We start from the raw sequence: 22,033 nt of genomic DNA on the forward strand, positions 1-22,033 counted from the left end.
TTTTGCTGCCGCCTTCGCTAGTGCTCGAGTTGATGCACGAAAGTGCGAATCCCGCCCAGCATCATCTCGACTGAAATCGCGACCAGCACGAGCCCCATCAGCCGCTCGAACGCCGTCACCGTGCGTTCGCCGAGCCACTGCTGGATGCGCTCGGCCATCACCAGCACGACGGCACAGACGATCATCGTCACCGTCAGCGCGGCCACCCATTCGGCCATCTTGTTCGGCGCCTGCGACGTCAGCAGCATCACCGTCGCCAGTGCCGACGGGCCGGCGAGCGCGGGAATCGCGAGCGGCACGATCATCGGCTCCGCGGCGCGCGTGTCGGCGCCGAACGGGCCGTCGGGATGCGGGAAGATCATCCGCAGTGCGATCAGGAACAGCACGATCCCGCCGCCGATGCGCAACGACAGATCCGTCAGGCTCATCATCCGCAGAAAGCGGTCGCCGACGAGCATGAAGACCAGCAGGATCACGAACGCGATGGCGACTTCGCGCAGAATCACGCGAATGCGCCGGTGAGGCGCAACACCCCGCAGGCAGTTGATGAAGAGCGGGATGTTGCCGAGTGGATCAGTGATGAGAATGAGCAGGACGGTTGCGGACAAAAAGTTGTACTCCACCGTCCCCCCTGTCAGCGCGCGAGCGCCGCTTTGACCTTGTCGATAACGGCCTGCGCTGCGCCTTCGACGGGTAGCAGCGACGCTTCCGTGTCGCGGCGGCCCTGGTACTCGATCTTGCCGTCCTTCAGGCCGCGATCGCCGATCACCAGACGATGCGGCACGCCGATCAGCTCCCAATCCGCGAACATCACGCCCGGGCGCTCGCCGCGGTCGTCGAGGATCACGTCGATGCCCGCAGCCGTCAGTTCGTCGTGCAGCTTGTCGGCCTGCTCGCGCACGGCCTCGCTGCGGTCGTAGCCCATTGGGCACAGCACGACTTCGAACGGCGCAATCGATTCCGGCCAGATGATGCCCTTCTCGTCGAAGTTCTGCTCGATCGCGGCGCCGAGAATACGCGTGACGCCGATGCCGTAGCAGCCCATCTGCATCGGCTGCGGCTTGCCGTTTTCGTCGAGGAAGGTCGCGTTCATCGCTTCCGAATACTTCGTGCCGAGCTGGAACACGTGGCCGACTTCGATGCCGCGGCAGATGTCGATCACGCCCTTGCCGTCCGGCGACGGATCGCCCTTCTTCACATTGCGGATGTCCGCGACGACGGGTTCGGGCAGATCGCGGCCCCAGTTGACGCCCGTCGTGTGGAAATCGACTTCGTTCGTGCCGACCACGAAGTCGCTCATGTTCGCGACCGTGCGGTCCGCGATCACCTTGACCGGCTTCTTCGTGTTGATCGGCCCGAGGTAGCCCGGCGGCGTGCCGAACCACTCGACGATTTCGGCTTCAGTCGCCATGCGGAATTCGGCCAGACCCGGCAGCTTGTTGACCTTGATCTCGTTCAGATCGTGGTCGCCGCGCAGCATCAACAGCCAGATGGTCGGCTCGGCGCCTTCGTTTTCCGTGGCCAGGATGATCGACTTGATCGTCTTTTCAAGCGGGATGTTCAGGTACTCGGCGACGGCTTCGCACTTCGCCTTGCCCGGCGTCGGCGTCTTCTTGAGCTCTTCCTTCGGCGCGGCGCGTTCGGCGATCAGCGGCAGCGCTTCGGCCGCTTCGACGTTCGACGCGAAATCCGAAGTGGGGCAATACGCGATGTCGTCCTCGCCCGTGTCGGCGATCACGTGGAATTCGTGCGAGCCGCTGCCGCCGATCGAGCCGTTGTCCGCCGCGACCGCGCGGAAGTCGAGACCAAGGCGCGTGAAAATGCGCACGTATGCTTCGTACATCTTGCGATACGACTCGCGCAGGCCGTCCATGTCCTTATCGAACGAATACGCGTCCTTCATGATGAACTCGCGGCCACGCATCACGCCGAAACGCGGACGGATTTCGTCGCGGAACTTCGTCTGCACCTGATAGAAGTTCACGGGCAGCTGACGATAGCTCTTGATCTGGTTGCGCGCGATGTCCGTCACGACTTCTTCGTGCGTCGGCCCGATCACGAAGTCGGTCTGCTTGCGATCCTTGAAGCGCAGCAGTTCGGGACCATACTTTTCCCACCGGCCCGATTCCTGCCACAGCTCCGCCGGCTGCACAGCCGGCATCAGCAGTTCGATCGCGCCTGCCCGGTTCATTTCCTCGCGCACGATCGCTTCCACCTTGCGGATCGAACGCAGGCCAATTGGCAGATAGTTGTAGATGCCGCCAGCCACGCGCCGGATCATGCCGGCACGAACCATGAGCTTGTGACTGACGATTTCCGCGTCGGCGGGCGCTTCCTTCAGGGTGCCAATAAAGAAACGGGAGGCTTTCATTCAGATTTTCCAAAAGCGGCGGACCAATGGGGCCGCCCGAAAAGGTAAGACGATGGGTTCGTGAGCCGTTACGTCCGGCGCATGCCGCAATGCGCGCGCCGCAGGCCGAAAAGCGATTGTCGCATGCGCGGGCATTTCGCCTGCCGCGCAGGCTAAACCGCGCTCGCGGCGGCTGAAACGGCTGGTTACGGGCAATCGCGCCAATCTGGTGCGAAGCGGTGCGTTAGACCCGTTATCTGTTTATAATCAAAGCAATTTTAAAGGATTCGAAGGTGGTTGTATGCTGGATCGTGAAGGCTTTCGCCCGAACGTCGGCATCATCCTCTTGAACGCTCACAACGAGGTGTTTTGGGGCAAGCGGCTACGTGAACATTCCTGGCAGTTTCCGCAAGGGGGCATCAAATACGGTGAAACCCCCGTGCAAGCGATGTTTAGGGAGTTGCACGAAGAAACCGGCTTGCTTCCGGAGCACGTCAAGGTCATCGGTCGTACGCGCGACTGGTTGCGTTATGAGGTGCCTGACAAGTTCATCAAGCGTGAGGTGCGCGGTCATTACCGCGGCCAGAAGCAGATCTGGTTCCTTCTCCGGATGGTCGGACGCGATTGCGACATCTGTTTGCGCGCGACCGATCACCCCGAGTTCGATGCCTGGCGCTGGAACGAGTACTGGGTGCCGCTCGACTGTGTGATCGAGTTCAAGCGGGATGTGTATCAGCTGGCGTTAACGGAATTGTCCCGCTTCCTGCGGCGCCCCGCGCCGCGTACGGAACGGCCCGGTGGACATCATCACGGGCAGCGCTATCCGCGGATGGCGTCGTCGGTGAATACACCGCCGGGCGCATCGCTGGGTTCCGCCGCGTCGGTGACGACCGTCACAACGACAATTGCGGTCGAGACCACGCTGCGTGCGACAATCGGGTCGGACTGTTCGTCGACGGAAGACCCGGTCGTTCAGGCACCGGGGCTGCGCGACTGACGCTGCGCGGCTGTCCATGCCGCATCTGCCGGTGCGGCGTGCGACACGCTGCGCCGGCGTTTCGAGGAAATCATATTGAAAGTATCTGCTTTCGCCGTGGCGTGCGTCGCCGCGGGCATCGTGCTGGCCGGCTGTTCGAGCACCAAGAATTCCACTCCCACTTCCGCCGACGGACCCAAGAGCGACTTCCAATACCTGTTCGACAAACCGTCGACCTGGACTGAAAAGAAGGTCGACACGCTCCCGGCAATGCCTCAGCCGGGCAATCTGCTGCCTTTCACGGTGTCGCAAAACACCCCGCTACAGTTTTCGCTCGATGCGAAATCGCTGACGGTGGATAGCGACGGCGTGATTCGCTACACAGTCGTGATCACGAGTCCGAGCGGCGCGCGCAACGTGAACTACGAAGGCATCCGCTGCGAAGACTACTCGTGGAAGTTGTACGCGGGCCTCAACGCGGACCACGACGGCTGGGACCGCACGGTCCAGAACGACTGGTCGCGCATCGAAAATGGCGACCTGAATGCCTATCACGCGGCGCTCTATCAGGATTACTTCTGCTCGAGCAAGATACCCACGGGTAACACGGATACGATCCTGAACAACATCAGGTACAAGCGCGTGAACAGCACGCTGATTCGCGGCAGCTGATTCGCGGCTGACACGTCGCCGCTTCGCGGCATCCGTGTGGAAAGTGTTGGCCTCGATGCTGGCGCAACAAAAAGCCGTCCCCTCGCTACGATGGGATGGCTTTTTGCTTTTGATTTCCGAGGAGCGCGATGCCGCGGAGCGCGTCTAGACGAGCACCAGGTTGTCGCGATGGATGAGTTCCGGCTCCAGCATATAGCCCAATACCGATTCGATTTCGCCGCTCGGACGACGCTGGATGAGCTTCGCCTCCGCGCTGCTGTAGTTGGTCAGCCCGCGCGCGACCTCACGCCCCGATGCGCTCAGGCACGCGATGACCTCGCCGCGCGCAAACGCGCCCTGCACGCCGACGACGCCGATCGGCAGCAGGCTCTTGCCGCCTTCCGTGAGTTTCTCGACGGCGCCGTCGTCGATCACCACGTGCCCGCGAACCTGCAGATGATCCGCCATCCATTGCTTGCGCGCGGCCATCCGGGCCGTACGCGCGATCAATTGGGTGCCGATTGCTTCACCCGAGGCGAGCCGCGCGAGCACATCCGCCTCGCGGCCGCTCGCGATCACCGTGTTCGCGCCGCTATGCGCCGCGCGTTTGGCGGCGAGAATCTTGGTCAGCATGCCGCCCCGGCCGATACTCGACCCCGCGCCGCCCGCCATTGCCTCGAGTTCCGGCGTACCGGCGTCGGCCTGCTGGACGAGGGTCGCCGCGGGGTCCTTGCGCGGATCGGCGGTGAAGAGTCCTTGCTGGTCGGTGAGGATGATCAGCGCATCGCCTTCGATCAGATTCGCGACTAGCGCGCCAAGCGTGTCGTTATCGCCGAACTTGATTTCGTCGGTGACGACGGTGTCGTTCTCGTTGATGATGGGCACCACGCCAAGACGCAGCAGCGTCAACAGCGTCGAGCGCGCATTCAGATAGCGCTCGCGGTCGGCCAGGTCACCGTGCGTCAGCAGGATTTGCGCGGTGCGGATCGAATGCTCGGCAAAACGGCTTTCGTAGACCTGTGCGAGCCCCATCTGCCCGACGGCCGCCGCCGCCTGAAGTTCGTCGATCTCACGCGGGCGCTTCGTCCAGCCAAGGCGCTGCATGCCTTCTGCAATTGCGCCCGAGCTGACGAGCACGACTTCCTTGCCCTGCCCGCGCAACGCGGCAATCTGCGCGGCCCAGCGGCCGATTGCCGCATGATCGAGGCCACGTCCGTCATTCGTGACGAGGCTAGATCCGACTTTCACGACCAATCGCCTGGAATCTGCGATAACGGAACGCATTGTGCGCGGTCTCCAAGTTGATTCGTAAGGCCGGCGCATGCTGGGAGTGCACCGGCGTCCAAGGTACGGCGAGGTTACCGTGAGGTTGCGGCCGCCTACTCCTGCGGCTCGGCCGACGCGCCCGCGCCGCCCGCCTGCTGCTCGCGGAAACGCACGTCGGCGGCGAGGTCCTCAGCTTCGGCTGCACGTTGCGCGTCCGAATGTTCGGCGATGTAGTCGTACACCGCGTAGCACAGGTTCTCGCAGCCTTGGCCCGTCAGCGCCGAAATCTCGAAAACGGGACCGTCCCACTCGAAATCCTTCAGGAAGCGGGCGACGCGCGCTTCGCGATCCTCTTCGGGAACCATGTCGAGCTTGTTCAGCACCAGCCAGCGAGGCTTGCTGTACAGCTCCTCGTCGTATTTGCGCAGTTCGTTGACGATCGCCCTCGCTTCCGCGACGGGATCGACGGCTTCGTCAAACGGCGCGAGATCGACGATGTGCAAGAGCAGACCCGTGCGCTGCAGGTGCCTCAGGAACTGATGGCCGAGGCCGGCGCCTTCCGCCGCACCTTCGATCAGACCAGGAATATCCGCAATCACGAAGCTGCGGCTCGGCCCGACGCGAACCACGCCAAGATTGGGCGCGAGCGTCGTGAACGGATAATCCGCGATCTTCGGCTTCGCATTCGACACCGACGATATAAAAGTCGACTTGCCCGCGTTCGGCATGCCAAGCAGACCGACGTCCGCGAGCACCTTCAGCTCGAGGCGCACCATGCGGCGCTCGCCTGGTTTCCCGTCCGTCTTCTGGCGCGGCGCGCGATTCGTGCTTGACTTGAAGTGCAGATTGCCGAGGCCGCCCGCGCCACCCTGCGCGACGCGCACGACCTGGTTGTGCTCGGTCAGATCGGCGATCAGCTCGCCCGTGTCCATGTCCGTGATGATCGTGCCGACAGGCATGCGCAGCGTGATGTCGTCGCCGCCCTTGCCATAGCAGTCCGAGCCGCGGCCGTTCTCGCCGTTGCGCGCCTGGTGTTTTTTCGCGTAACGGTAGTCGATCAGCGTGTTGATGTTGCGATCCGCGACCGCGTAGACGCTGCCGCCGCGCCCGCCGTCGCCGCCGTCGGGGCCGCCGAACGGGACGAACTTCTCGCGGCGCATCGACGCGCTGCCATCTCCTCCGTCGCCGGCGATGACTTCGATCCTCGCTTCGTCAATGAACTTCATGCGTTACTCCGTCCCGTGTGTATTGCTATTTTGCCGCGCGTCACGCGCATGCACCATTGGCCAAATGGCCAGATTGACCTTGATTCTTGTCCAGTCGCGACATGCCGTGCTCGCGACGAGCAGGCTCCGCATGAAAAACCCGGGAGACCCGCAAACAAAAAGGCCCCGCAAACTTCGCGGGGCCTTTCTTCCGGTCCTGAAGCCCGTGCCTGATTAATCTCAGACAGCCGGGACGACGACGACCGTGTGCTTCTTCGCGGCGCCCTTCGTCGTGAACTTGACGTGGCCGTCGACCAGCGCGAACAGCGTGTGATCCTTGCCGATACCGACGTTCTCACCGGGGTGCATGCGCGTGCCGCGCTGACGCACGATGATGCCGCCAGCCAGAATTGCCTGACCGCCGAAAACCTTCACGCCGAGGCGCTTCGACTCGGAGTCGCGGCCATTCCGGGAAGAGCCGCCTGCCTTTTTGTGTGCCATGTGATTACTCCTTGCCCGATGCGCTTACGCGTTGATCGCGTCGATGCGCAGTTCGGTGTAGTTCTGGCGGTGGCCGCCATGCTTTTGGTAGTGCTTCCGGCGGCGCATCTTGAAGATGGTCACTTTCTTGTGACGACCTTGAGACACGACGGTAGCCTTGACGGAAGCCCCACTGACCAGCGGCGTACCGAATTTAATCGATTCGCCTTCGCCCACTGCGAGAACCTGGTCGAGCGTGATTTCAGCGTCAATGTCTGCCGGTATCTGTTCTACTTTAAGTTTTTCGCCGACAGCAACTTTGTACTGCTTGCCGCCGGTTTTTATGACCGCGTACATTGAAAACCTCACTCTGGATTCATTTTCCCGACGCACCACGCGCGGAAACCTTCGATTATACATAGAGTTAGCTTCGCGGTCAAAGGCAGGTGGCAACGTGCCCCGATGACCGTTTCGCCCACGATAAACCCGGGCCAACACGGCCAAAACAGCCATGATCGGACGGTGTCCGGCGCGGAAACGCCGCAGTTCGCCTTATAATTCGCGGCACTACCCGAATTCGTCACCATGTCGTCAACCGCCACTCCCACCCCCAACGCAGCCAATCTGCTCGCGCCGATCGCCGAAGACATGCAGCAGGTGAATCGCGTCATCCGGCACCGCCTGGCGTCCGAGGTGATGCTGATCAACCAGATCTCCGAGTACATCATCAGTGCCGGAGGCAAGCGTCTGCGGCCCGCGCTGCTCCTGCTCGTGGCAGGCGCGCTCGGCGACAGGACGGGGCATCGGCACGAACTGGCGGCTGTCGTCGAATTCATCCATACGGCCACGCTGTTGCATGACGATGTCGTCGACGAGTCGGACCTGCGCCGGGGCCGCCAGACGGCCAATGCGCTGTTCGGCAATGCCGCCAGCGTGCTGGTTGGCGACTTCCTGTATTCCCGCTCGTTCCAGATGATGGTCGGCGTGGGCAAGATGCGCGTGATGGAGATCCTGTCGGAAGCGACGAACATCATTTCCGAGGGCGAAGTGCTGCAGTTGCTGAACATGCACGACGCCGACGTCGACGAAGCGCGCTACATGCAGGTGATCCGCTACAAGACGGCGAAACTTTTCGAGGCGGCCGCGCAGCTGGGCGCGGTGCTCTCCGGCGTGGACGCGACCACGGAGGCCGCCGCCGCCGAATTCGGCCGTCGCATCGGCACGGCCTTCCAGATCATGGACGACTGGCTCGACTACACGGGCACGCCGGAGTCGATGGGCAAGAATGCCGGCGACGACCTTCGCGAAGGCAAACCCACGCTGCCGCTGATCTATCTGATCGAGCGCGGCACGCCCGCGCAGGCGGCGCTCGCGCGTGAAGCCATTGAGCAAGGCGGCACGGACCGTTTCGACGAAATCTTCGATGCGATCACGCGTTCCGGCGCACTCGATCACACGCTCGAGTGCGCGAAGCAGGAAGCGCAGGCTGCCGCAGCCGCAATTTCTTCGTTTCCCAGTTCCATTTACAAAGAAAGCCTGCTAGAATTATGTTCTTACTCGACGACGAGACAGTCTTAAACGGGACTGAAACGGTGTGTGAGTCTAAGGCAGTACAAATCGGGGTGTAGCTTAGCCTGGTAGAGCGCTACGTTCGGGACGTAGAGGCCGGAGGTTCGAATCCTCTCACCCCGACCAGATTTTGAAAAAACCGCGCATCGCGCGGTTTTTTTTTCGTCCGCCGTATGCGTAGGGTAGCACGGCGCAAGGCCAAGCGGCCGGGCCGTCCGGCCAATGAGGGCTTTCCGGCCCCTCTGCTATATTCTCCCCATCCCTCCCTTCTCATTCACGTCGCGTGGAACAACTTCCCTTATGGGCGCAAATCGGCGCCGTCATCCTGCTTCTCATCTGCTCCAGCTTCTTTTCCATTACCGAGACAGCGATGATGGCGATCAACCGTCATCGCCTGAAACATCTCGCCACCAAGGGCGCCCTCGGCGCGAAGACCACCCAAGGCCTGCTCGCACGCACCGATGAGCTGCTGAGCGCCGTCCTGATCGGCAACAACCTGTTCAATACGATCATTCCTGTGCTCACCACGTCGATCGCGCTGCACACGTTCGGCAGCAACAGCGTGGTGCTGTCTGTTTCGACTGGCATCGTCGCGTTTCTGATCATCGTGTTCGCCGAAATCACGCCGAAAATCGTCGGCGCGACGTTTCCGGAAAAGATCGCGCTGCCCGCGAGCCTGCTGATCGCGCCGCTGATGCGCGTCTCGAAGCCGCTGATCTGGTTCGTCAACCTGTTCGCCAACACCATCCTGCGAGTGCTGCACATCAACACGAAGAGCGCACACGACCAGCGCCTGTCGACAGAGGAACTACGCACCATCGTGCTAGAGTCCGGCAGCTTCATGCCGACCAAACACCGCAGCATCCTGTTGAACCTGTTCGACCTTGAAAACATCACGGTCGACGACGTGATGATTCCGCGCCGCCGCATCGAGGCCCTCGATTTCGACGCGCCTTTCGAGCAGATCCTGCATCAGCTCGAAACCTGCTATCACAACAAGCTGATCGTCTATCAGGGCGACTTCGACCGCGTGCTCGGCGTGCTTCACGTGCGCAAGACATTGGCCGCTCTGCACAACCAGGAACTCGAGCGCGAAACGTTGCGCGAGCTGCTCGCCGAGCCGTATTTCGTGCCGACGGGCACGCCCGTGTTCCAGCAGCTTCAATTTTTTCAGGAGAGCCGTCACCGCACCGCACTCGTCGTCGATGAATACGGCGAGCTGCAGGGGCTCGTCACGCCGGAAGACATCATTGAAGAACTCATCGGCGAATTCACGACGTCCGTGCCGCGCAGTGCGAGTTCGCGCGGCGGATGGAACGAAGACGGCGAATGCATCGTGGCGGGCAGCATGCCTTTGCGCGAGCTGAACCGTTGGCTGCAACTGAAACTGCCGACCGACGGCCCGAAAACGCTGAACGGCTTGATCCTGGAAATTCTCGAAGAGATCCCGGAAGGCGATGTATGCGTGAAGATCGGAGACGTCAAACTGGAAGTCTTGCGCAGCGACGACCAAGCGATCAGAACAGTTAAGATTTTTCGGCCCGGTCCGGCGCCAACTTCCAAGATCAAGCGGCTCGTTGGGCGCTGAGCGCGTATCTGGCCATTCGGTCGAATAGGCGCCACCGCTGTGATCCCGGAAGATGAAGCCGTCATGTTCAACAGGCGGCTCGCAGCCGGTTTCGAATGCGCACTTCTTCACACGCCACGGCACCCGCGCCGTCCCTCGCGACGCCCACGTCGTCCCTCGCCTCGCCTAGGCCCGCTCCGCCCACTTCCACGGCCGACGCCGACAGCCCGCCCGCCGTCCGGCTGCTCGCCGATACGCTTCAGGAAGCGGCACGCCTGAACGCATCCGACCTGCATATCGAGCCCATGGAACATGGCTGGAGGATGCGTCTGCGGGTCGACGGTGTGCTGCACGAGCTTTCGCGGCCGCCGGCGCATCTGCGCGACGCATTCGTCACGCGCGTGAAGGTGCTGGCGCGCATGGACATCGCCGAGCGGCGCGTGCCGCAAGACGGGCGCTTGCGGCTTGCCGTCGCAGCGGGCCGCGTCGAAGACTACCGCGTGAACTCGCTGCCCACACTGTTCGGCGAAAAGCTCGTGCTGCGCCGGCTCGAAGCATTGCCCGCCGATCTTTCGCTCGATTCGCTTGGCCTTGCACCCGCGCAACGCGACATCGTCGACCGGTCGATCCGGGCACCGCACGGGCTCGTGCTCGTCACGGGCCCGACGGGCAGCGGCAAGACGATGTCGCTGTACTGCTTTCTGCAACTGCTGAATGCCGCATCGCGAAATCTCTGTTCGGTCGAAGACCCCGCCGAAGTCCAGCTTGCGGGCATCAATCAGGTCAGCGTGCGCGAGAAAGCCGGGCTGACATTCGCGGTCGCGTTGCGCGCATTCCTGCGCCAGGACCCGGACGTGATCATGGTCGGCGAAATCCGCGACGAAGAGACAGCCGACGTCGCGGTCAAGGCGGCGCAAACGGGGCATCTCGTGCTGTCGACGCTGCACACCAACGACGCGCCCGCCGCCATCGCACGGCTCATCGACATCGGCGTCGAACCGTACAACCTCGCGGCCGCGCTACGGCTCGTCACGGCACAACGGCTCGTGCGGCGCCTGTGCTGCGCCTGCCGGCAAGCTGCCGCCGAAACGCCCGCGTCCCTGCACGCCGCCGGCCTATCCGACGACGCGCTCGCGCACTGGCAGCCCTACGTCCCGGGCGGATGCGACGCGTGCCACGGCATCGGCTTTCTCGGACGCGTCGGCATTCACCAGGTGATGCCGGTCTCCGACTCGATGCGCGAGCTCATCGTCTCGCGCGCCGGCACGCATGAGATCGCGCGGCAAGCCCACGCCGAAGGCGTGCAGACGCTGCGCGCAGCCGCGCTCGCACGTGCCCGTGACGGCACGACAAGCCTCGCCGAGGCGTTGAGCGCAACGGAGGTCGCATGACAGCCGCCGCAATCCGGGAAGTACGCGCGGAGCACCGCTTCGATTGGCGCGCGTTCGACGCGCAAGGCATCCGCAGGCGCGGAACTGTTATCGCGCCGGACCTTTCCACCGCCCGCGCGATGCTGAAAGAGAACGCGCTCTACGCCGTCGAATGGACCCGGCGCGGCGAGGCGCGGCCACCGAACGCGCGTGCCGCCGACGTCACGCAGTTCACCCGCCAGCTGTCGAGTCTGCTGCGCGCGGGCTTACCGCTTGCGTCGTCGCTCGACCTGCTCGCGCAGGCGTCAAAAGACAGCGAGCGGAACAAGGGCATGCCGCGTATCGTCAGCACACTGGCTCGCGACATTACCGGCGGGCTGGGTTTCTCGTCGGCGCTTGCGCGTCATCCCGCGCAGTTCGGCCCGCTGTATTGCCAGCTGGTCGAAGTCGGCGAGGCTTCGGGAGCGCTGTCCGCCGTGCTCGCGCGTCTCGCCGACGATCGCGAGCGTGCCGCCGCGCAACGGGCGAAAGTGCGCGCCGCACTCACCTATCCTGTCGCGATCCTGCTACTTGCGCTCGCGATCACGGCGGCGCTGCTGGTGTGGGTCGTTCCGACTTTCAAGCAGATCTTCGACGGCTTCGGCGCGAAGCTGCCGGCGCCGACGCAACTGGTTCTCGCGATGTCGGCGGCGGCCGGCCGCTGGTGCGTGCCCGTCGCGTCTGCGGCTGGCGCGTGCGGGTTCGCCGCGCGCCGCGTGTTGAAGCGCTCAGAAGCGGCGCGCCTGCGCTTCGCGCGCGCTGCGCTGCGTTTGCCCGTCGCGGGTCCGTTGCTGACGACACTGTGCGCCGCGCGCTGGAGCGTGCGCTCGGCACGCTGCTGTCCGCAGGCACGCCCCTCGCCGACGCATTCGATTCCCTCACGCACGCCACTGGCAACGCGTGGTTCGATCGCGCGACGCTCGCGATCTCCGCGCAACTGCGGCGCGGCGTGCGGCTCGCCGCCGCGATGCGCGACGCCCAATGCTTCCCCGAAGCGATCGTGCAACCCGTGGCCGTTGCGGAGGAATCAGGCACCCTGGACACAATGCTGCTCGACGTGGCGTCGCTGTGCGATCGCCAGGTAGACGAAAAGATCGCGGGGCTCGCGAGCCTGTGCGAGCCGCTCGTGATCGTCGTGCTGGGCGGGCTCGTCGGCGGGCTTGTGATCGCGATGTATCTTCCCATCATCCAACTCGGCAACGTGGTGTAGTAGCATCGCAGCCGAATTCACACACTCGATCATGCCGACCACGCTCACGTCCGTATCGGAACCTTCCTTCGCCGGCCCGCTCGCCCACTTCGCGCAGAGCCTGGGCATGGCATTCGGCTCGCTGCCGGCCGGCGCGCAGATTGCGTTCGTCATTGTGTTCGGCCTTGTGATCGGCAGTTTCCTGAACGTGGTCGTGCATCGGCTGCCGATCATGCTCGAACGCGCGTGGCGCATGGAAGTCAGCGAAGCAACGGGCCATACGTTCGACGAAGACGGCCTGCCCGAGCGCTACAACCTGTGGTTGCCCCGCAGCGCCTGTCCTCATTGCGGCCATGTGCTGCGCGCGTGGGAGAACCTTCCTCTGCTCAGCTATCTGCTGCTGCGCGGCCGGTGCTCGCAGTGCAAGACGCGCCTGGGCTTTCGCTATCCGCTGCTTGAACTGTCCAGCGCTGCACTCGCCCTGGCTGCGTTCGTCGCGTTCGGCGCGACGGGTGCGGCGCTCGCCGCCTTCGGTCTGTGCGCGACGCTGCTCGCCATGAGCGCAATCGATATCGACACGCATCTACTGCCCGACTCGATGACCTTGCCGTTGCTGTGGGCCGGGCTCATCGTCAATTTCAACGAGGTGTTCGCGAGCCTGCACGATGCTGTGATCGGTGCGATCGCGGGCTATCTCGTACTTTGGTGCGTGCACTGGCTGTTTAAGATGGTGCGGGGCGTCGAAGGCATGGGCTACGGCGATTTCAAGCTGCTCGCGGCGCTCGGCGCCTGGCTCGGATGGGCAGCGCTGCCGCAGATTGTTCTGATTGCCGCCGTGACGGGCGCCGCCGTCGGTCTGGTGGCCACCTGGATAGGCCGGATGCGCTTCGAGGAGCCTCTGCCGTTCGGTCCCTTCCTCGCAGCGGGCGGTGCCGTGACGCTCTTTCTCGGCACGCCGCTCTACATGGCTTTGGGAGGCTGACGCATGTTTGCTGTTGGATTGACGGGCGGCATTGGTAGCGGCAAGTCCACGGTCGCCGATCTTTTCGGGAAGCATGGCGTGACGCTTGTCGATACCGACGTGATCGCGCATCGCGTCACCGCGCCCCAAGGGCTTGCGATGCCGGCCATTGCAGCAGAGTTCGGTGCATCGTACGTGGCCGGGGACGGTTCGCTCGACCGCGCCCGCATGCGTGCGCTCGTATTCAGCGACGAGACCGCCCGGAAACGGCTCGAAGCCATCACCCACCCGTTGATCCGCGCCGAGACCGAGCGCGAGCGGCAACAGGCATCGGGCCCTTACGTGATCATCGTCGTGCCGCTGCTGGTCGAATCGGGCAACTGGAAGACGCGCGTGGACCGCGTGTTGACTGTCGATTGCAGCGTCGAAACGCAGATTGCCCGGGTCATGCGCCGCAATGCGTTCACGCGCGAACAGGTGCTCGCGATCATCGCGCGTCAGGCCACGCGCGAAGCACGCCTCGCCGCCGCCGACGACGTGATCGACAACGACGGCCGACCGCTCGACGAACTCGCGCTTGACGTCGATCAGCTTCATCGCACGTATGTTTCGCTCGCGGGCGCGTAAGCCGTGAGCGATTCTGTTCGCCGTTCGTAAAGCAGGCGCATGTTGTCGCGAACCGCGCTTACACGCAACGAATGCGCGCCATACAGCGCATAAATTGACGGGCGCCCGCAGAAAAAGTGCGTGATTGCTAGGGTAGTCTCACGGCATTAGAATGTCCTGCAATTCCGTCACCGACCACGCCCGAGGCGAGCCCGCTTGATTCTTTACGAGTATCCCTTCAACGAGCGAATCCGGACGCTGCTGCGCCTCGAAGACCTGTTCGAGCGCTTCACGTTCTTTCTGACTCAGGAAGATGCCAGGGAACATCACGTCGCGCTGACAACGCTGTTCGAAATCTCCGAAGTCGCGGGCCGCGCCGATCTGAAATCGGATCTGATGAAGGAACTGGAGCGGCAGCGGCAAACGCTCGCCCCGTTTCGCGGCAATCCCGGCATCGAGCAGAACGCGCTCGAAGCCGTCCTCGGCGAAATCGAACAGACGCTCGCCGGGCTGACGCAAATGCAAGGCAAGACTGGCCAGCATCTTGCCGACAACGAGTGGCTCGCGAGCATCCGCAGCCGCGCCATTATTCCCGGCGGCACCTGCAAGTTCGATCTTCCGTCGTACTACGCATGGCAGCAGACGCATCCCGATCAGCGCCGCCAAGACATCGCAAAATGGATCATGCCGCTTCTGCCGCTACGCGACGCGGCCGCGATCGTACTGCGGCTTGCGCGCGAATCGGGACAGGCTTCGAAAGTGATGGCCATGCAGGGCAGCTACCAGCAGATGCTGTCGGGCCGCACGTATCAGTTGATGCAGGTGCGCGTGGCACCCGAATTGCGCGTGATTCCTGAAGCGAGCGCCAACAAGTACATGCTGTGGGTACGCTTCACGGTGCAAGACGGTGATTTGCGTCCGCGCGCCGTCGACGTCGACGTGCCGTTCCAGTTGACGCTGTGCAGTCTTTAATTCGACGCAATCAGCCGCACCTACTTAGCCTTATCGTTTTACCGATTGAACGTCTGATCGAATGGTCACTGTAGTCAAATGCCCTAGCTGCGGAAAGGATGTCCGCTGGACTTCCGAGAACCGCTTCCGCCCGTTCTGTTCCGAGCGCTGCAAGCAGATCGATCTCGGCGCGTGGGCGGCCGAAAAATACAAGATTGGCGGCACCGACGAGGAACCGCCCACGGACGATACGCCCGGCGACCATCGCTCGCACTGAGCAGCCCACGCCGTTTCAACCGCCGAGCGCAAGCGCCATGCCGAGATATTTCAAGCGGCACGGGCCTGCAACGCCGAGCCGCGGCATTAAACGCGCTTCATTCCGCCGCCAGCCACTCCAGCACGGGAATTGTCGCGGGCAATAATGGCGACACGTCGGCAGGCAATGTCTGCCACGCGAACGCCTGGCCTTCGCGACCATGCGGCTCGCCGTGCCACGCCGTGACCTTGCAGAAATAGAGACGCACGTATGCGTGCGGGTAGTCGTGTTCGAGCACGTGCCAGCGATGGCTCGCCTGCACGTCGATGCCGAGTTCCTCGTGCAACTCGCGCGCGAGCGCCGCTTCGACCGATTCGCCCGGCTCGAGCTTGCCGCCCGGAAACTCCCAGTAGCCTTCGTACGGTTTTCCCGCCGGACGCTGCGCGAGCAGATAGCGGCCATCGGGCTGCACCAGCACGCCGACGGCGACTTCCGTCACCCGTCGGCCCGCTTCGTTGACCTCGACCGCGCCCTGCGGTTTGTCGCGTGCGGCGTCATTCATGCTTGTGCCCGTCGGCCGGACCAGTCGCGTGCGAATTGCCACGCGACGCGCCCCGAACGCGAGCCGCGCTCCAGCGCCCAGATCAGCGCGTCGCCGCGTGCCGCCTCGACATCGGCGTCGTTACAGCCGAAGTGATGCAGCCAGTGCGCGACGATCGTCAGATAGTCGTCCTGCTTGAACGGATAGAAGCTGACCCATAGGCCGAAGCGCTCGGACAGCGAGATTTTTTCTTCGACGACTTCGCCCGGATGAATCTCGCCGTCGGACGTGTGCTTGTACGTCTCGTTGTCGCTCATGTACTCGGGCAGCAAGTGGCGCCGGTTCGACGTCGCGTAGATCAGCACATTGTCCGACTGCGCGGCCACCGATCCGTCGAGCGCCACCTTCAGCGCCTTGTAGCCCGACTCGCCTTCTTCGAACGACAGGTCGTCGCAGAACACGATAAACCGCTCGGGGCGCGTCGAAATGAGATCGACGATATCGCCGAGATCGTGCAAATCGTCCTTGTCGACTTCGATCAGGCGCAGGCCGTCTTTCGAGTACGCGTTCAGGCAAGCCTTGATCAGCGACGATTTGCCCGTGCCGCGTGCGCCCGTCAACAGCACGTTGTTGGCCGGCTGCTTGCTGACGAACTGCTTCGTGTTCTGTTCGATCAGATTTTTCTGCCGGTCGATGTTCTGCAGGTCGTCGAACGAGATCGACGAGATGGCCGACACCGGCTGCAGATAACCGCGCCCCTGGCGCTTGCGCCAGCGAAAAGCCACAGCGGCAGCCCAGTCCACATCGGGCGCGGCGGGCGGAAGCATCGCTTCGAGCCGCACCAGCACGGCCTCTGCGCGAGTCAGGAATTGGTCGAGTTTATCCATGTCAGGAAAAGAGCGATTCAGCGGCTCAGGAACGGTAGTCGGCGTTGATGCTCACGTAGTCGTGCGACAGATCGCACGTCCAGATCGTCGCCTGAGCATTGCCGCGGCCCAGCACCACGCGAATCAGGATTTCCGCCTTTTTCATCACGCGCTGTCCATCCTCTTCCTGGTATGCCGGGTTGCGCCCGCCCGCTTTCGCGACGAGCACGTCGTCCAGGTACAGATCGATCTTGCCGACGTCGAGATCCGTCACGCCCGCATAGCCGATCGCGGCCAGAATCCGGCCGAGATTCGGGTCCGAGGCGTAGAACGCCGTCTTCACGAGCGGCGAATGACCGATGGCATAGGCAATCTGGCGACACTCCGCGACGCTCGCGCCACCCTCGACCTGCACGGTCATGAATTTCGTCGCGCCCTCGCCGTCCCGCACGATCAGCTGCGCGAGCGCTTGCGCGGTTTCCGTGACGGCATCGCGCAGGGCCGCGTAGGCGGACGAATCGGTCGACGTGATGGCGGGCAAGCTCGACTTGCCCGATGCGATCAGGATGAACGAGTCATTCGTCGACGTGTCGCCGTCGATCGTGATGCAGTTGAACGAGCGATCGGCGACGTGCCTGACCAGTTCGTCGAGCACCGGCTGCGCGACGTTCGCGTCAAATGCGAGGAAGCCGAGCATCGTCGCCATGTTCGGCTTGATCATGCCGGCGCCCTTGCTGATGCCCGTCATCGTCACCGTGTGGCCGCCGATCGCGACCTGGCGGGAGACGGCCTTCGGCAATGTATCCGTGGTCATGATGGCTTGCGCGGCGTCGTACCAGTGCGCCGCCTGGCGGTTTGCCAAGGCTGCGGGCAGACCGGCCTTCAGACGGTCGATGGGCAGCGGCTCCAGGATCACGCCCGTCGAGAACGGCAGCACCTGCTCGGGCGCGATACCCGCAAGACGTGCAAGCTCGTCGCAGGTTTCACGTGCGTGCGCCATGCCCGGCTCGCCCGTGCCCGCGTTCGCGTTGCCCGTGTTCACGACCAGCGCGCGAATGCCCTTGCCGCCCGTGCGCACGCGTTCGAGATGCTCGCGGCAAACCGTCACAGGCGCCGCGCAGAAACGGTTCGACGTGAACACGCCCGCGACCGTCGCGCCTTCGTCGACGGAAATGACGAGCACGTCCTTGCGATTCGGCTTGCGGATATTCGCCTCGGCCCAGCCTAGCGTGACGCCGGCGACGGGATGGAGTTGAGCGGGATCGATCGAGGGGAAATTGACAGCCATGTTTGCGACCTGTCGAGACTGAAATGCCGGCGGATGCCGGCACTGAGGGTCATGGGTGATGGCGCCGGAGGGACCCGCGCCACCGCGAAATCAACAGCGATGCGCTTCAAACGACGCGGCGCGCCTGATGCGCGCCGCCCTCTTGTGTCACGCTATCTTGCCGTGGCACTGCTTGTACTTCTTGCCGCTGCCGCACGGGCATGGATCGTTGCGTCCGACCTTGGGCACGTTGTCGCCGGAAAGCGGCGCGGCTGCGCCCTGACCGTGCGCCATGGCGTCGCCGATCATCGCGGCAGCCGCATTGGCGGCAACAGGCGCCGCCGCGACAGCCGCACCCGCTTCTGCGTAATCGGCGTGACGGAACTCGACGTTGTCCACCAGATGGCTGCCTTCCTCTTCCATCTGTTCGGCGGCCTGCTCCAGCTGCTCCGGCGACTGGATCTGGACGTTCATCACGATGCGCGTGACTTCCAGCTTGACGGCATCCAGCATCGCGGCGAACAGCTCGAACGCTTCGCGCTTGTATTCCTGCTTCGGGTTCTTCTGCGCGTAGCCGCGCAGATGGATGCCCTGGCGAAGGTGATCGAGCGCGGCGAGGTGTTCGCGCCAGCTACGATCGAGGGTCTGCAGCATGACCGAGCGTTCGAATGCGCTGAAAGACTCGCGGCCAACCTGCTCGACCTTGCCTTCGTACGCTTCGTCCGCTGCCGCGAGCACGGCTTCGAGAATCTCGTCGGGGTCGATCGATTGCGACTCGTTGATCATTTCCTGGATTGCGAGATCGAGCTGCCAGTCGTTGCGCAGCGCTTCTTCGAGCTCGGGCACGTCCCACTGCTCTTCAATGCTGCCCGCCGGCACGAACTGACGGACGATGTCCGTGATCACGCCATGACGCATCGCGCCGATCGTCTCGTTGATGTCGTGCGCTTCGAGCAGTTCGTTGCGCTGCTGATAGATCACCTTGCGCTGATCGTTCGACACGTCGTCGTATTCGAGCAGCTGCTTGCGGATATCGAAGTTGCGGGCTTCGACCTTGCGCTGAGCCGATTCAATGGAACGCGTGACGATGCCCGCCTCGATCGCCTCGCCTTCCGGCATCTTCAGACGGTCCATGATCGCGCGCACGCGGTCGCCGGCGAAAATGCGCAGCAGCGGATCTTCCAGCGACAGATAAAAGCGCGACGAGCCCGGATCACCCTGACGCCCCGCGCGGCCGCGCAACTGGTTGTCGATACGACGCGACTCGTGTCGCTCGGTGCCTATGATGTGCAGACCGCCCGCGGCCTTCACCTGATCGTGCAGCGCCTGCCACTCGTCGTGCAGCTTCTGGATGCGCGGCGCTTTTTCGTCCTCGGGAATCGACAGGTCGGCTTCGATGAACGCCGCCTGCTTCTCGGCGTTGCCGCCGAGCACGATGTCGGTACCGCGGCCTGCCATGTTGGTCGCGATAGTGATGCGCTTCGGGCGACCCGCTTCCGCGACGATGGCCGCTTCGCGCGCGTGCTGCTTGGCGTTGAGCACTTCGTGCGGCAGACCGGCCTTGTTCAGCAGTTGCGACAGCAGCTCCGAGTTTTCGATCGACGTCGTGCCAACCAGCACCGGCTGACCGCGGTCGTAACATTCGCGGATGTCGCGAATCACCGCGTTGTAGCGCTCCAGCGCCGTCTTGTAGATCTGGTCCTGCTTGTCGATACGCTTGGGCGGGCGGTTGGTCGGGATCACGACCGTTTCCAGCCCGTAAATCTCGTTGAATTCGTACGCTTCGGTGTCGGCCGTACCCGTCATGCCCGACAGCTTCGCGTACATGCGGAAGTAGTTCTGGAACGTGATCGATGCGAGCGTCTGGTTCTCGCTCTGGATCTTGACGTGCTCCTTTGCCTCGACGGCCTGGTGCAGACCGTCCGACCAGCGCCGGCCCGCCATCAGACGGCCCGTGAATTCGTCGACGATCACCACTTCGCCGTTCTGCACCACGTAATGCTGGTCTTTGTAGAACAGCGTGTGCGCGCGCAGCGCGGCGTACACGTGGTGCATCAGCGTGATGTTCTGCGGCGCGTACAGGCTTTCGCCTTCGCCGATCAGGCCCCACTCGGCGAGCAGGCGCTCAGCCTTTTCGTGGCCGGATTCCGTCAGGAACACCTGGCGCGCTTTTTCGTCCAGCGTGTAGTCGCCCGGCTTTTCGACGCCCGTGCCGTCTGCCTTCTCTTCGCCGATCTGGCGGTCGAGCAGCGGCGGCAGCGCGTTCATGCGCACGTAAAGCTCGGTGTGATCTTCGGCCTGACCGGAAATGATGAGCGGCGTGCGGGCTTCGTCGATCAGGATCGAGTCCACTTCGTCGACGACCGCGAAGTTCAGCGCCCGCTGCACGCGCGCGTCGGTCTCGTAGACCATGTTGTCGCGCAGGTAGTCGAAGCCGAACTCGTTGTTCGTGCCGTATGTGATATCCGCAGCGTACGCTTCCTGCTTCAGGCCGTGATCCATCTGCGACAGGTTGATACCCACCGACAGCCCGAGGAAGTTGTACAGGCGCCCCATCCACTCGGCGTCGCGCTGGGCGAGGTAGTCGTTCACCGTCACCACATGCACGCCGCGCCCGGACAGCGCGTTCAGATAGGCCGCGAGCGTGGCCACGAGCGTCTTGCCTTCACCCGTGCGCATTTCCGCGATCTTGCCGTAGTGCAGGACCATGCCGCCGATCAGCTGCACGTCGAAGTGCCGCATCTTCAGCACGCGCTTGCTGGCCTCGCGGCAGACCGCGAACGCCTCGGGCAGCAGTTTGTCCAGCGACTCGCCGCTGTTCACCCGTTGCCGGAATTCCGTCGTTTTCGCGCGCAGTTGATCATCCGTCAATTGCTCGATCTGCGGTTCGAGCGCATTGATCGCCGCGACGGTCTTTTGATATTGCTTGACGAGCCGCTGATTGCGGCTGCCAAAAATCTTTTGTAGAAAACCGGTGGTCATCGGATCGTGGTTGCGTCGCGGCTTCGGCTGGGCTGCAATGGGTGGTTCTCGCACCCTTTTACTTTGTTGCAACCCATTGACGTTGGGGCCTCGGCGGCTAGGTCAAGAGTAAATTCGAATCATGGATTTTAGCACGCGCCCCCGCGTGCGCCTGTGTCAGCGGTAAGAGCCTGGCCGTCCGGCCAGGGCATCGCGTCCGCCTCGAAGGCGCTCGCGCGGCACGCGCCGGCGCACATGCCAGCACGGTACAATCGCGAGATCGGCACGCGCGGGGCGCGGGCCACTACCCAACCCGCAGATGAGCCGTTTCTCACCGTTTTCAAGGCAAGCGCCAAAGCCGGGACCGAAGCTCGGCTCGCGCAACTTCGACGTGCGCCGGCCGCAGGCCGTCGCCGAAGTGCTGAATCGCACCGACGCGTTTGCCGCGTTGCGCGCCGGCGTCGAGCAGATTGCCGCGCTGGAGCGGGACCTCAGCGAGCTACTTCCCGACTATCTGGCGACGAGCATCGAGCCCGGCTTCATCAAGGACGGCGTACTCGCCCTTTTTGCGGCGCACAACGCGCTGGCCGCGCGCCTGCGGCACATGGAGCCGCGGCTGCTGTCGGATTTGCAGCAGCGCGGCTGGCCGGTCAATGCGCTGAGAATTCGCGTCCGTCCGCAGCCCGCAAAGGAGCCGCCGCGCGCGAAGCAGGCACGCATGTCGCGCGCGGGCGCCGACGCGCTACACGCGCTCAGCGAATCGCTGGAAGCGTCGCCGTTGCAGGCTGCGCTGGCGCGCATGGCGGCACGGCATCGGAAGTGACGGCGCAAATCGCGCGTTGAAATAAAAAAGCGGCCTTCAAGGCTAATGCCGTTCAGTTAAGGTCTTTTCTGAGGTACCGAACGGTGTAACGTGAAGGGCGGGATTTGACGACCCGGTCGCATGCGCGGCCGGGTCGTTT

Annotated in this window: 20 protein-coding genes, 1 tRNA gene and 1 pseudogene; 12 read left to right on the plus strand and 10 right to left on the minus strand. The window is 63.5% G+C overall.

Translation table 11 applies throughout. From position 1 onward, the window contains the following. Positions 1 to 17 precede the first annotated feature (17 nt). Together H3V53_RS31115 and H3V53_RS31120 are read right to left on the minus strand one after the other, a co-directional pair. Positions 18 to 623: a MarC family protein gene (locus tag H3V53_RS31115; protein WP_336601128.1), complete on the minus strand. Its 606-nt coding sequence runs from the start codon at positions 621 to 623 to the stop codon at positions 18 to 20. An 11-nt stretch (positions 624 to 634) separates the two neighbouring features. Then, positions 635 to 2,371: a proline--tRNA ligase gene (locus H3V53_RS31120; RefSeq protein ID WP_336601129.1), complete on the minus strand. Its 1,737-nt coding sequence runs from the start codon at positions 2,369 to 2,371 to the stop codon at positions 635 to 637. Positions 2,372 to 2,651: 280 nt separating this feature from the next. On the opposite strand from H3V53_RS31120, the gene H3V53_RS31125 reads away from it, so the two are divergent. Continuing rightward, the gene (locus H3V53_RS31125; protein ID WP_054918806.1) at positions 2,652 to 3,347 is read left to right on the plus strand and encodes an RNA pyrophosphohydrolase; all 696 of its coding nucleotides are present in this window, start codon (positions 2,652 to 2,654) and stop codon (positions 3,345 to 3,347) included. Positions 3,348 to 3,422: 75 nt separating this feature from the next. Next, positions 3,423 to 3,998, plus strand: coding sequence for a CNP1-like family protein (locus H3V53_RS31130; protein WP_054918804.1), 576 nt, complete (start codon positions 3,423 to 3,425; stop codon positions 3,996 to 3,998). A 144-nt stretch (positions 3,999 to 4,142) separates the two neighbouring features. Here H3V53_RS31130 and proB read toward each other — a convergent pair whose 3' ends face one another. The 4 genes from proB to rplU all read right to left on the minus strand — a co-directional run bounded on the left by proB (position 4,143) and on the right by rplU (position 7,285). Beyond that, positions 4,143 to 5,261, minus strand: a complete 1,119-nt coding sequence (gene proB / locus H3V53_RS31135; protein ID WP_054918803.1) for a glutamate 5-kinase — start codon at positions 5,259 to 5,261, stop codon at positions 4,143 to 4,145. Positions 5,262 to 5,356: 95 nt separating this feature from the next. Then, entirely contained in the window at positions 5,357 to 6,469 is a 1,113-nt protein-coding gene (gene cgtA / locus H3V53_RS31140) for an Obg family GTPase CgtA (RefSeq protein ID WP_336601130.1), read from the minus strand. Positions 6,470 to 6,688: 219 nt separating this feature from the next. Next, entirely contained in the window at positions 6,689 to 6,949 is a 261-nt protein-coding gene (rpmA, locus tag H3V53_RS31145) for a 50S ribosomal protein L27 (RefSeq protein WP_054918800.1), read from the minus strand. Between the two features lie 24 nt (positions 6,950 to 6,973). Beyond that, positions 6,974 to 7,285, minus strand: coding sequence for a 50S ribosomal protein L21 (gene rplU, locus H3V53_RS31150; protein WP_007747161.1), 312 nt, complete (start codon positions 7,283 to 7,285; stop codon positions 6,974 to 6,976). A 228-nt stretch (positions 7,286 to 7,513) separates the two neighbouring features. Here rplU and H3V53_RS31155 point away from each other — a divergent pair, with 228 nt between their 5' ends. The 9 genes and pseudogenes from H3V53_RS31155 (at position 7,514) to H3V53_RS31195 (ending at position 15,457) form a co-directional block, all read left to right on the plus strand. Continuing rightward, positions 7,514 to 8,506, plus strand: a complete 993-nt coding sequence (locus tag H3V53_RS31155) for a polyprenyl synthetase family protein (protein ID WP_054918799.1) — start codon at positions 7,514 to 7,516, stop codon at positions 8,504 to 8,506. 40 nt (positions 8,507 to 8,546) lie between these two features. Next, positions 8,547 to 8,623 (plus strand) — tRNA-Pro (locus H3V53_RS31160). Positions 8,624 to 8,780: 157 nt separating this feature from the next. Then, positions 8,781 to 10,085 carry a CNNM domain-containing protein gene (locus H3V53_RS31165; protein WP_054918798.1) on the plus strand — a complete coding sequence of 435 codons (1,305 nt, stop codon included), beginning with the start codon at positions 8,781 to 8,783 and terminating at the stop codon, positions 10,083 to 10,085. Positions 10,086 to 10,180: 95 nt separating this feature from the next. Continuing rightward, a complete protein-coding gene (locus H3V53_RS31170; RefSeq protein ID WP_336601131.1) occupies positions 10,181 to 11,455 on the plus strand; it encodes a GspE/PulE family protein in 1,275 nt (424 codons plus the stop codon). After that, positions 11,452 to 12,683: pseudogene (locus H3V53_RS31175) on the plus strand (type II secretion system F family protein). The gene H3V53_RS31170 and the pseudogene H3V53_RS31175 overlap by 4 nt, the downstream one beginning before the upstream one ends. 31 nt (positions 12,684 to 12,714) lie before the next feature. Further along, the gene (locus tag H3V53_RS31180; protein WP_336601132.1) at positions 12,715 to 13,644 is read left to right on the plus strand and encodes a prepilin peptidase; all 930 of its coding nucleotides are present in this window, start codon (positions 12,715 to 12,717) and stop codon (positions 13,642 to 13,644) included. Between the two features lie 3 nt (positions 13,645 to 13,647). Beyond that, complete coding sequence (gene coaE / locus H3V53_RS31185) at positions 13,648 to 14,250, plus strand: dephospho-CoA kinase (protein WP_336601133.1); 603 nt, start codon at positions 13,648 to 13,650, stop codon at positions 14,248 to 14,250. Positions 14,251 to 14,445: 195 nt separating this feature from the next. Further along, on the plus strand, positions 14,446 to 15,201 hold the full coding sequence (zapD, locus tag H3V53_RS31190) for a cell division protein ZapD (protein WP_054918789.1): 756 nt from the start codon (positions 14,446 to 14,448) through the stop codon (positions 15,199 to 15,201). Positions 15,202 to 15,262: 61 nt separating this feature from the next. Continuing rightward, positions 15,263 to 15,457, plus strand: coding sequence for a DNA gyrase inhibitor YacG (locus tag H3V53_RS31195; RefSeq protein ID WP_054918787.1), 195 nt, complete (start codon positions 15,263 to 15,265; stop codon positions 15,455 to 15,457). 97 nt (positions 15,458 to 15,554) lie between these two features. Here the strand turns inward: H3V53_RS31195 and H3V53_RS31200 are convergent, their stop codons facing one another. The 4 genes from H3V53_RS31200 to secA all read right to left on the minus strand — a co-directional run bounded on the left by H3V53_RS31200 (position 15,555) and on the right by secA (position 21,092). Continuing rightward, positions 15,555 to 15,998 carry an NUDIX domain-containing protein gene (locus H3V53_RS31200; protein ID WP_054918785.1) on the minus strand — a complete coding sequence of 148 codons (444 nt, stop codon included), beginning with the start codon at positions 15,996 to 15,998 and terminating at the stop codon, positions 15,555 to 15,557. Then, entirely contained in the window at positions 15,995 to 16,864 is an 870-nt protein-coding gene (locus tag H3V53_RS31205) for an ATP-binding protein (RefSeq protein WP_336601134.1), read from the minus strand. Before H3V53_RS31205 ends, H3V53_RS31200 begins: the two co-directional genes overlap by 4 nt. Positions 16,865 to 16,889: 25 nt before the next feature. Further along, on the minus strand, positions 16,890 to 18,131 hold the full coding sequence (argJ, locus tag H3V53_RS31210; RefSeq protein WP_336601135.1) for a bifunctional glutamate N-acetyltransferase/amino-acid acetyltransferase ArgJ: 1,242 nt from the start codon (positions 18,129 to 18,131) through the stop codon (positions 16,890 to 16,892). Positions 18,132 to 18,278: 147 nt separating this feature from the next. Beyond that, a complete protein-coding gene (secA, locus tag H3V53_RS31215) occupies positions 18,279 to 21,092 on the minus strand; it encodes a preprotein translocase subunit SecA (protein WP_054918780.1) in 2,814 nt (937 codons plus the stop codon). 298 nt (positions 21,093 to 21,390) lie between these two features. Here secA and H3V53_RS31220 point away from each other — a divergent pair, with 298 nt between their 5' ends. Next, the gene (locus tag H3V53_RS31220) at positions 21,391 to 21,894 is read left to right on the plus strand and encodes a DciA family protein (protein WP_336601136.1); all 504 of its coding nucleotides are present in this window, start codon (positions 21,391 to 21,393) and stop codon (positions 21,892 to 21,894) included. The last annotated feature ends 139 nt before the right edge of the window (positions 21,895 to 22,033 follow it).

Source organism: Paraburkholderia bengalensis (assembly GCF_037126505.1).
In the GTDB taxonomy this organism is placed as follows: domain Bacteria; phylum Pseudomonadota; class Gammaproteobacteria; order Burkholderiales; family Burkholderiaceae; genus Paraburkholderia; species Paraburkholderia bengalensis.

Excerpts from the sequence above, each read along its gene's own strand:
- H3V53_RS31125 (WP_054918806.1), top strand. The coding sequence starts at position 2,652 with ATGCTGGATCGTGAAGGCTTTCGCCCGAACGTCGGCATCATCCTCTTG.
- H3V53_RS31120 (WP_336601129.1), bottom strand. The coding sequence starts at position 2,371 with ATGAAAGCCTCCCGTTTCTTTATTGGCACCCTGAAGGAAGCGCCCGCC.
- H3V53_RS31195 (WP_054918787.1), top strand. The coding sequence starts at position 15,263 with ATGGTCACTGTAGTCAAATGCCCTAGCTGCGGAAAGGATGTCCGCTGG.
- H3V53_RS31205 (WP_336601134.1), bottom strand. The coding sequence starts at position 16,864 with ATGGATAAACTCGACCAATTCCTGACTCGCGCAGAGGCCGTGCTGGTG.
- rpmA (WP_054918800.1), bottom strand. The coding sequence starts at position 6,949 with ATGGCACACAAAAAGGCAGGCGGCTCTTCCCGGAATGGCCGCGACTCC.
- H3V53_RS31180 (WP_336601132.1), top strand. The coding sequence starts at position 12,715 with ATGCCGACCACGCTCACGTCCGTATCGGAACCTTCCTTCGCCGGCCCG.
- argJ (WP_336601135.1), bottom strand. The coding sequence starts at position 18,131 with ATGGCTGTCAATTTCCCCTCGATCGATCCCGCTCAACTCCATCCCGTC.
- secA (WP_054918780.1), bottom strand. The coding sequence starts at position 21,092 with ATGACCACCGGTTTTCTACAAAAGATTTTTGGCAGCCGCAATCAGCGG.
- H3V53_RS31220 (WP_336601136.1), top strand. The coding sequence starts at position 21,391 with ATGAGCCGTTTCTCACCGTTTTCAAGGCAAGCGCCAAAGCCGGGACCG.
- coaE (WP_336601133.1), top strand. The coding sequence starts at position 13,648 with ATGTTTGCTGTTGGATTGACGGGCGGCATTGGTAGCGGCAAGTCCACG.
- H3V53_RS31170 (WP_336601131.1), top strand. The coding sequence starts at position 10,181 with ATGCGCACTTCTTCACACGCCACGGCACCCGCGCCGTCCCTCGCGACG.
- H3V53_RS31155 (WP_054918799.1), top strand. The coding sequence starts at position 7,514 with ATGTCGTCAACCGCCACTCCCACCCCCAACGCAGCCAATCTGCTCGCG.
- rplU (WP_007747161.1), bottom strand. The coding sequence starts at position 7,285 with ATGTACGCGGTCATAAAAACCGGCGGCAAGCAGTACAAAGTTGCTGTC.
- cgtA (WP_336601130.1), bottom strand. The coding sequence starts at position 6,469 with ATGAAGTTCATTGACGAAGCGAGGATCGAAGTCATCGCCGGCGACGGA.
- proB (WP_054918803.1), bottom strand. The coding sequence starts at position 5,261 with ATGCGTTCCGTTATCGCAGATTCCAGGCGATTGGTCGTGAAAGTCGGA.
- H3V53_RS31200 (WP_054918785.1), bottom strand. The coding sequence starts at position 15,998 with ATGAATGACGCCGCACGCGACAAACCGCAGGGCGCGGTCGAGGTCAAC.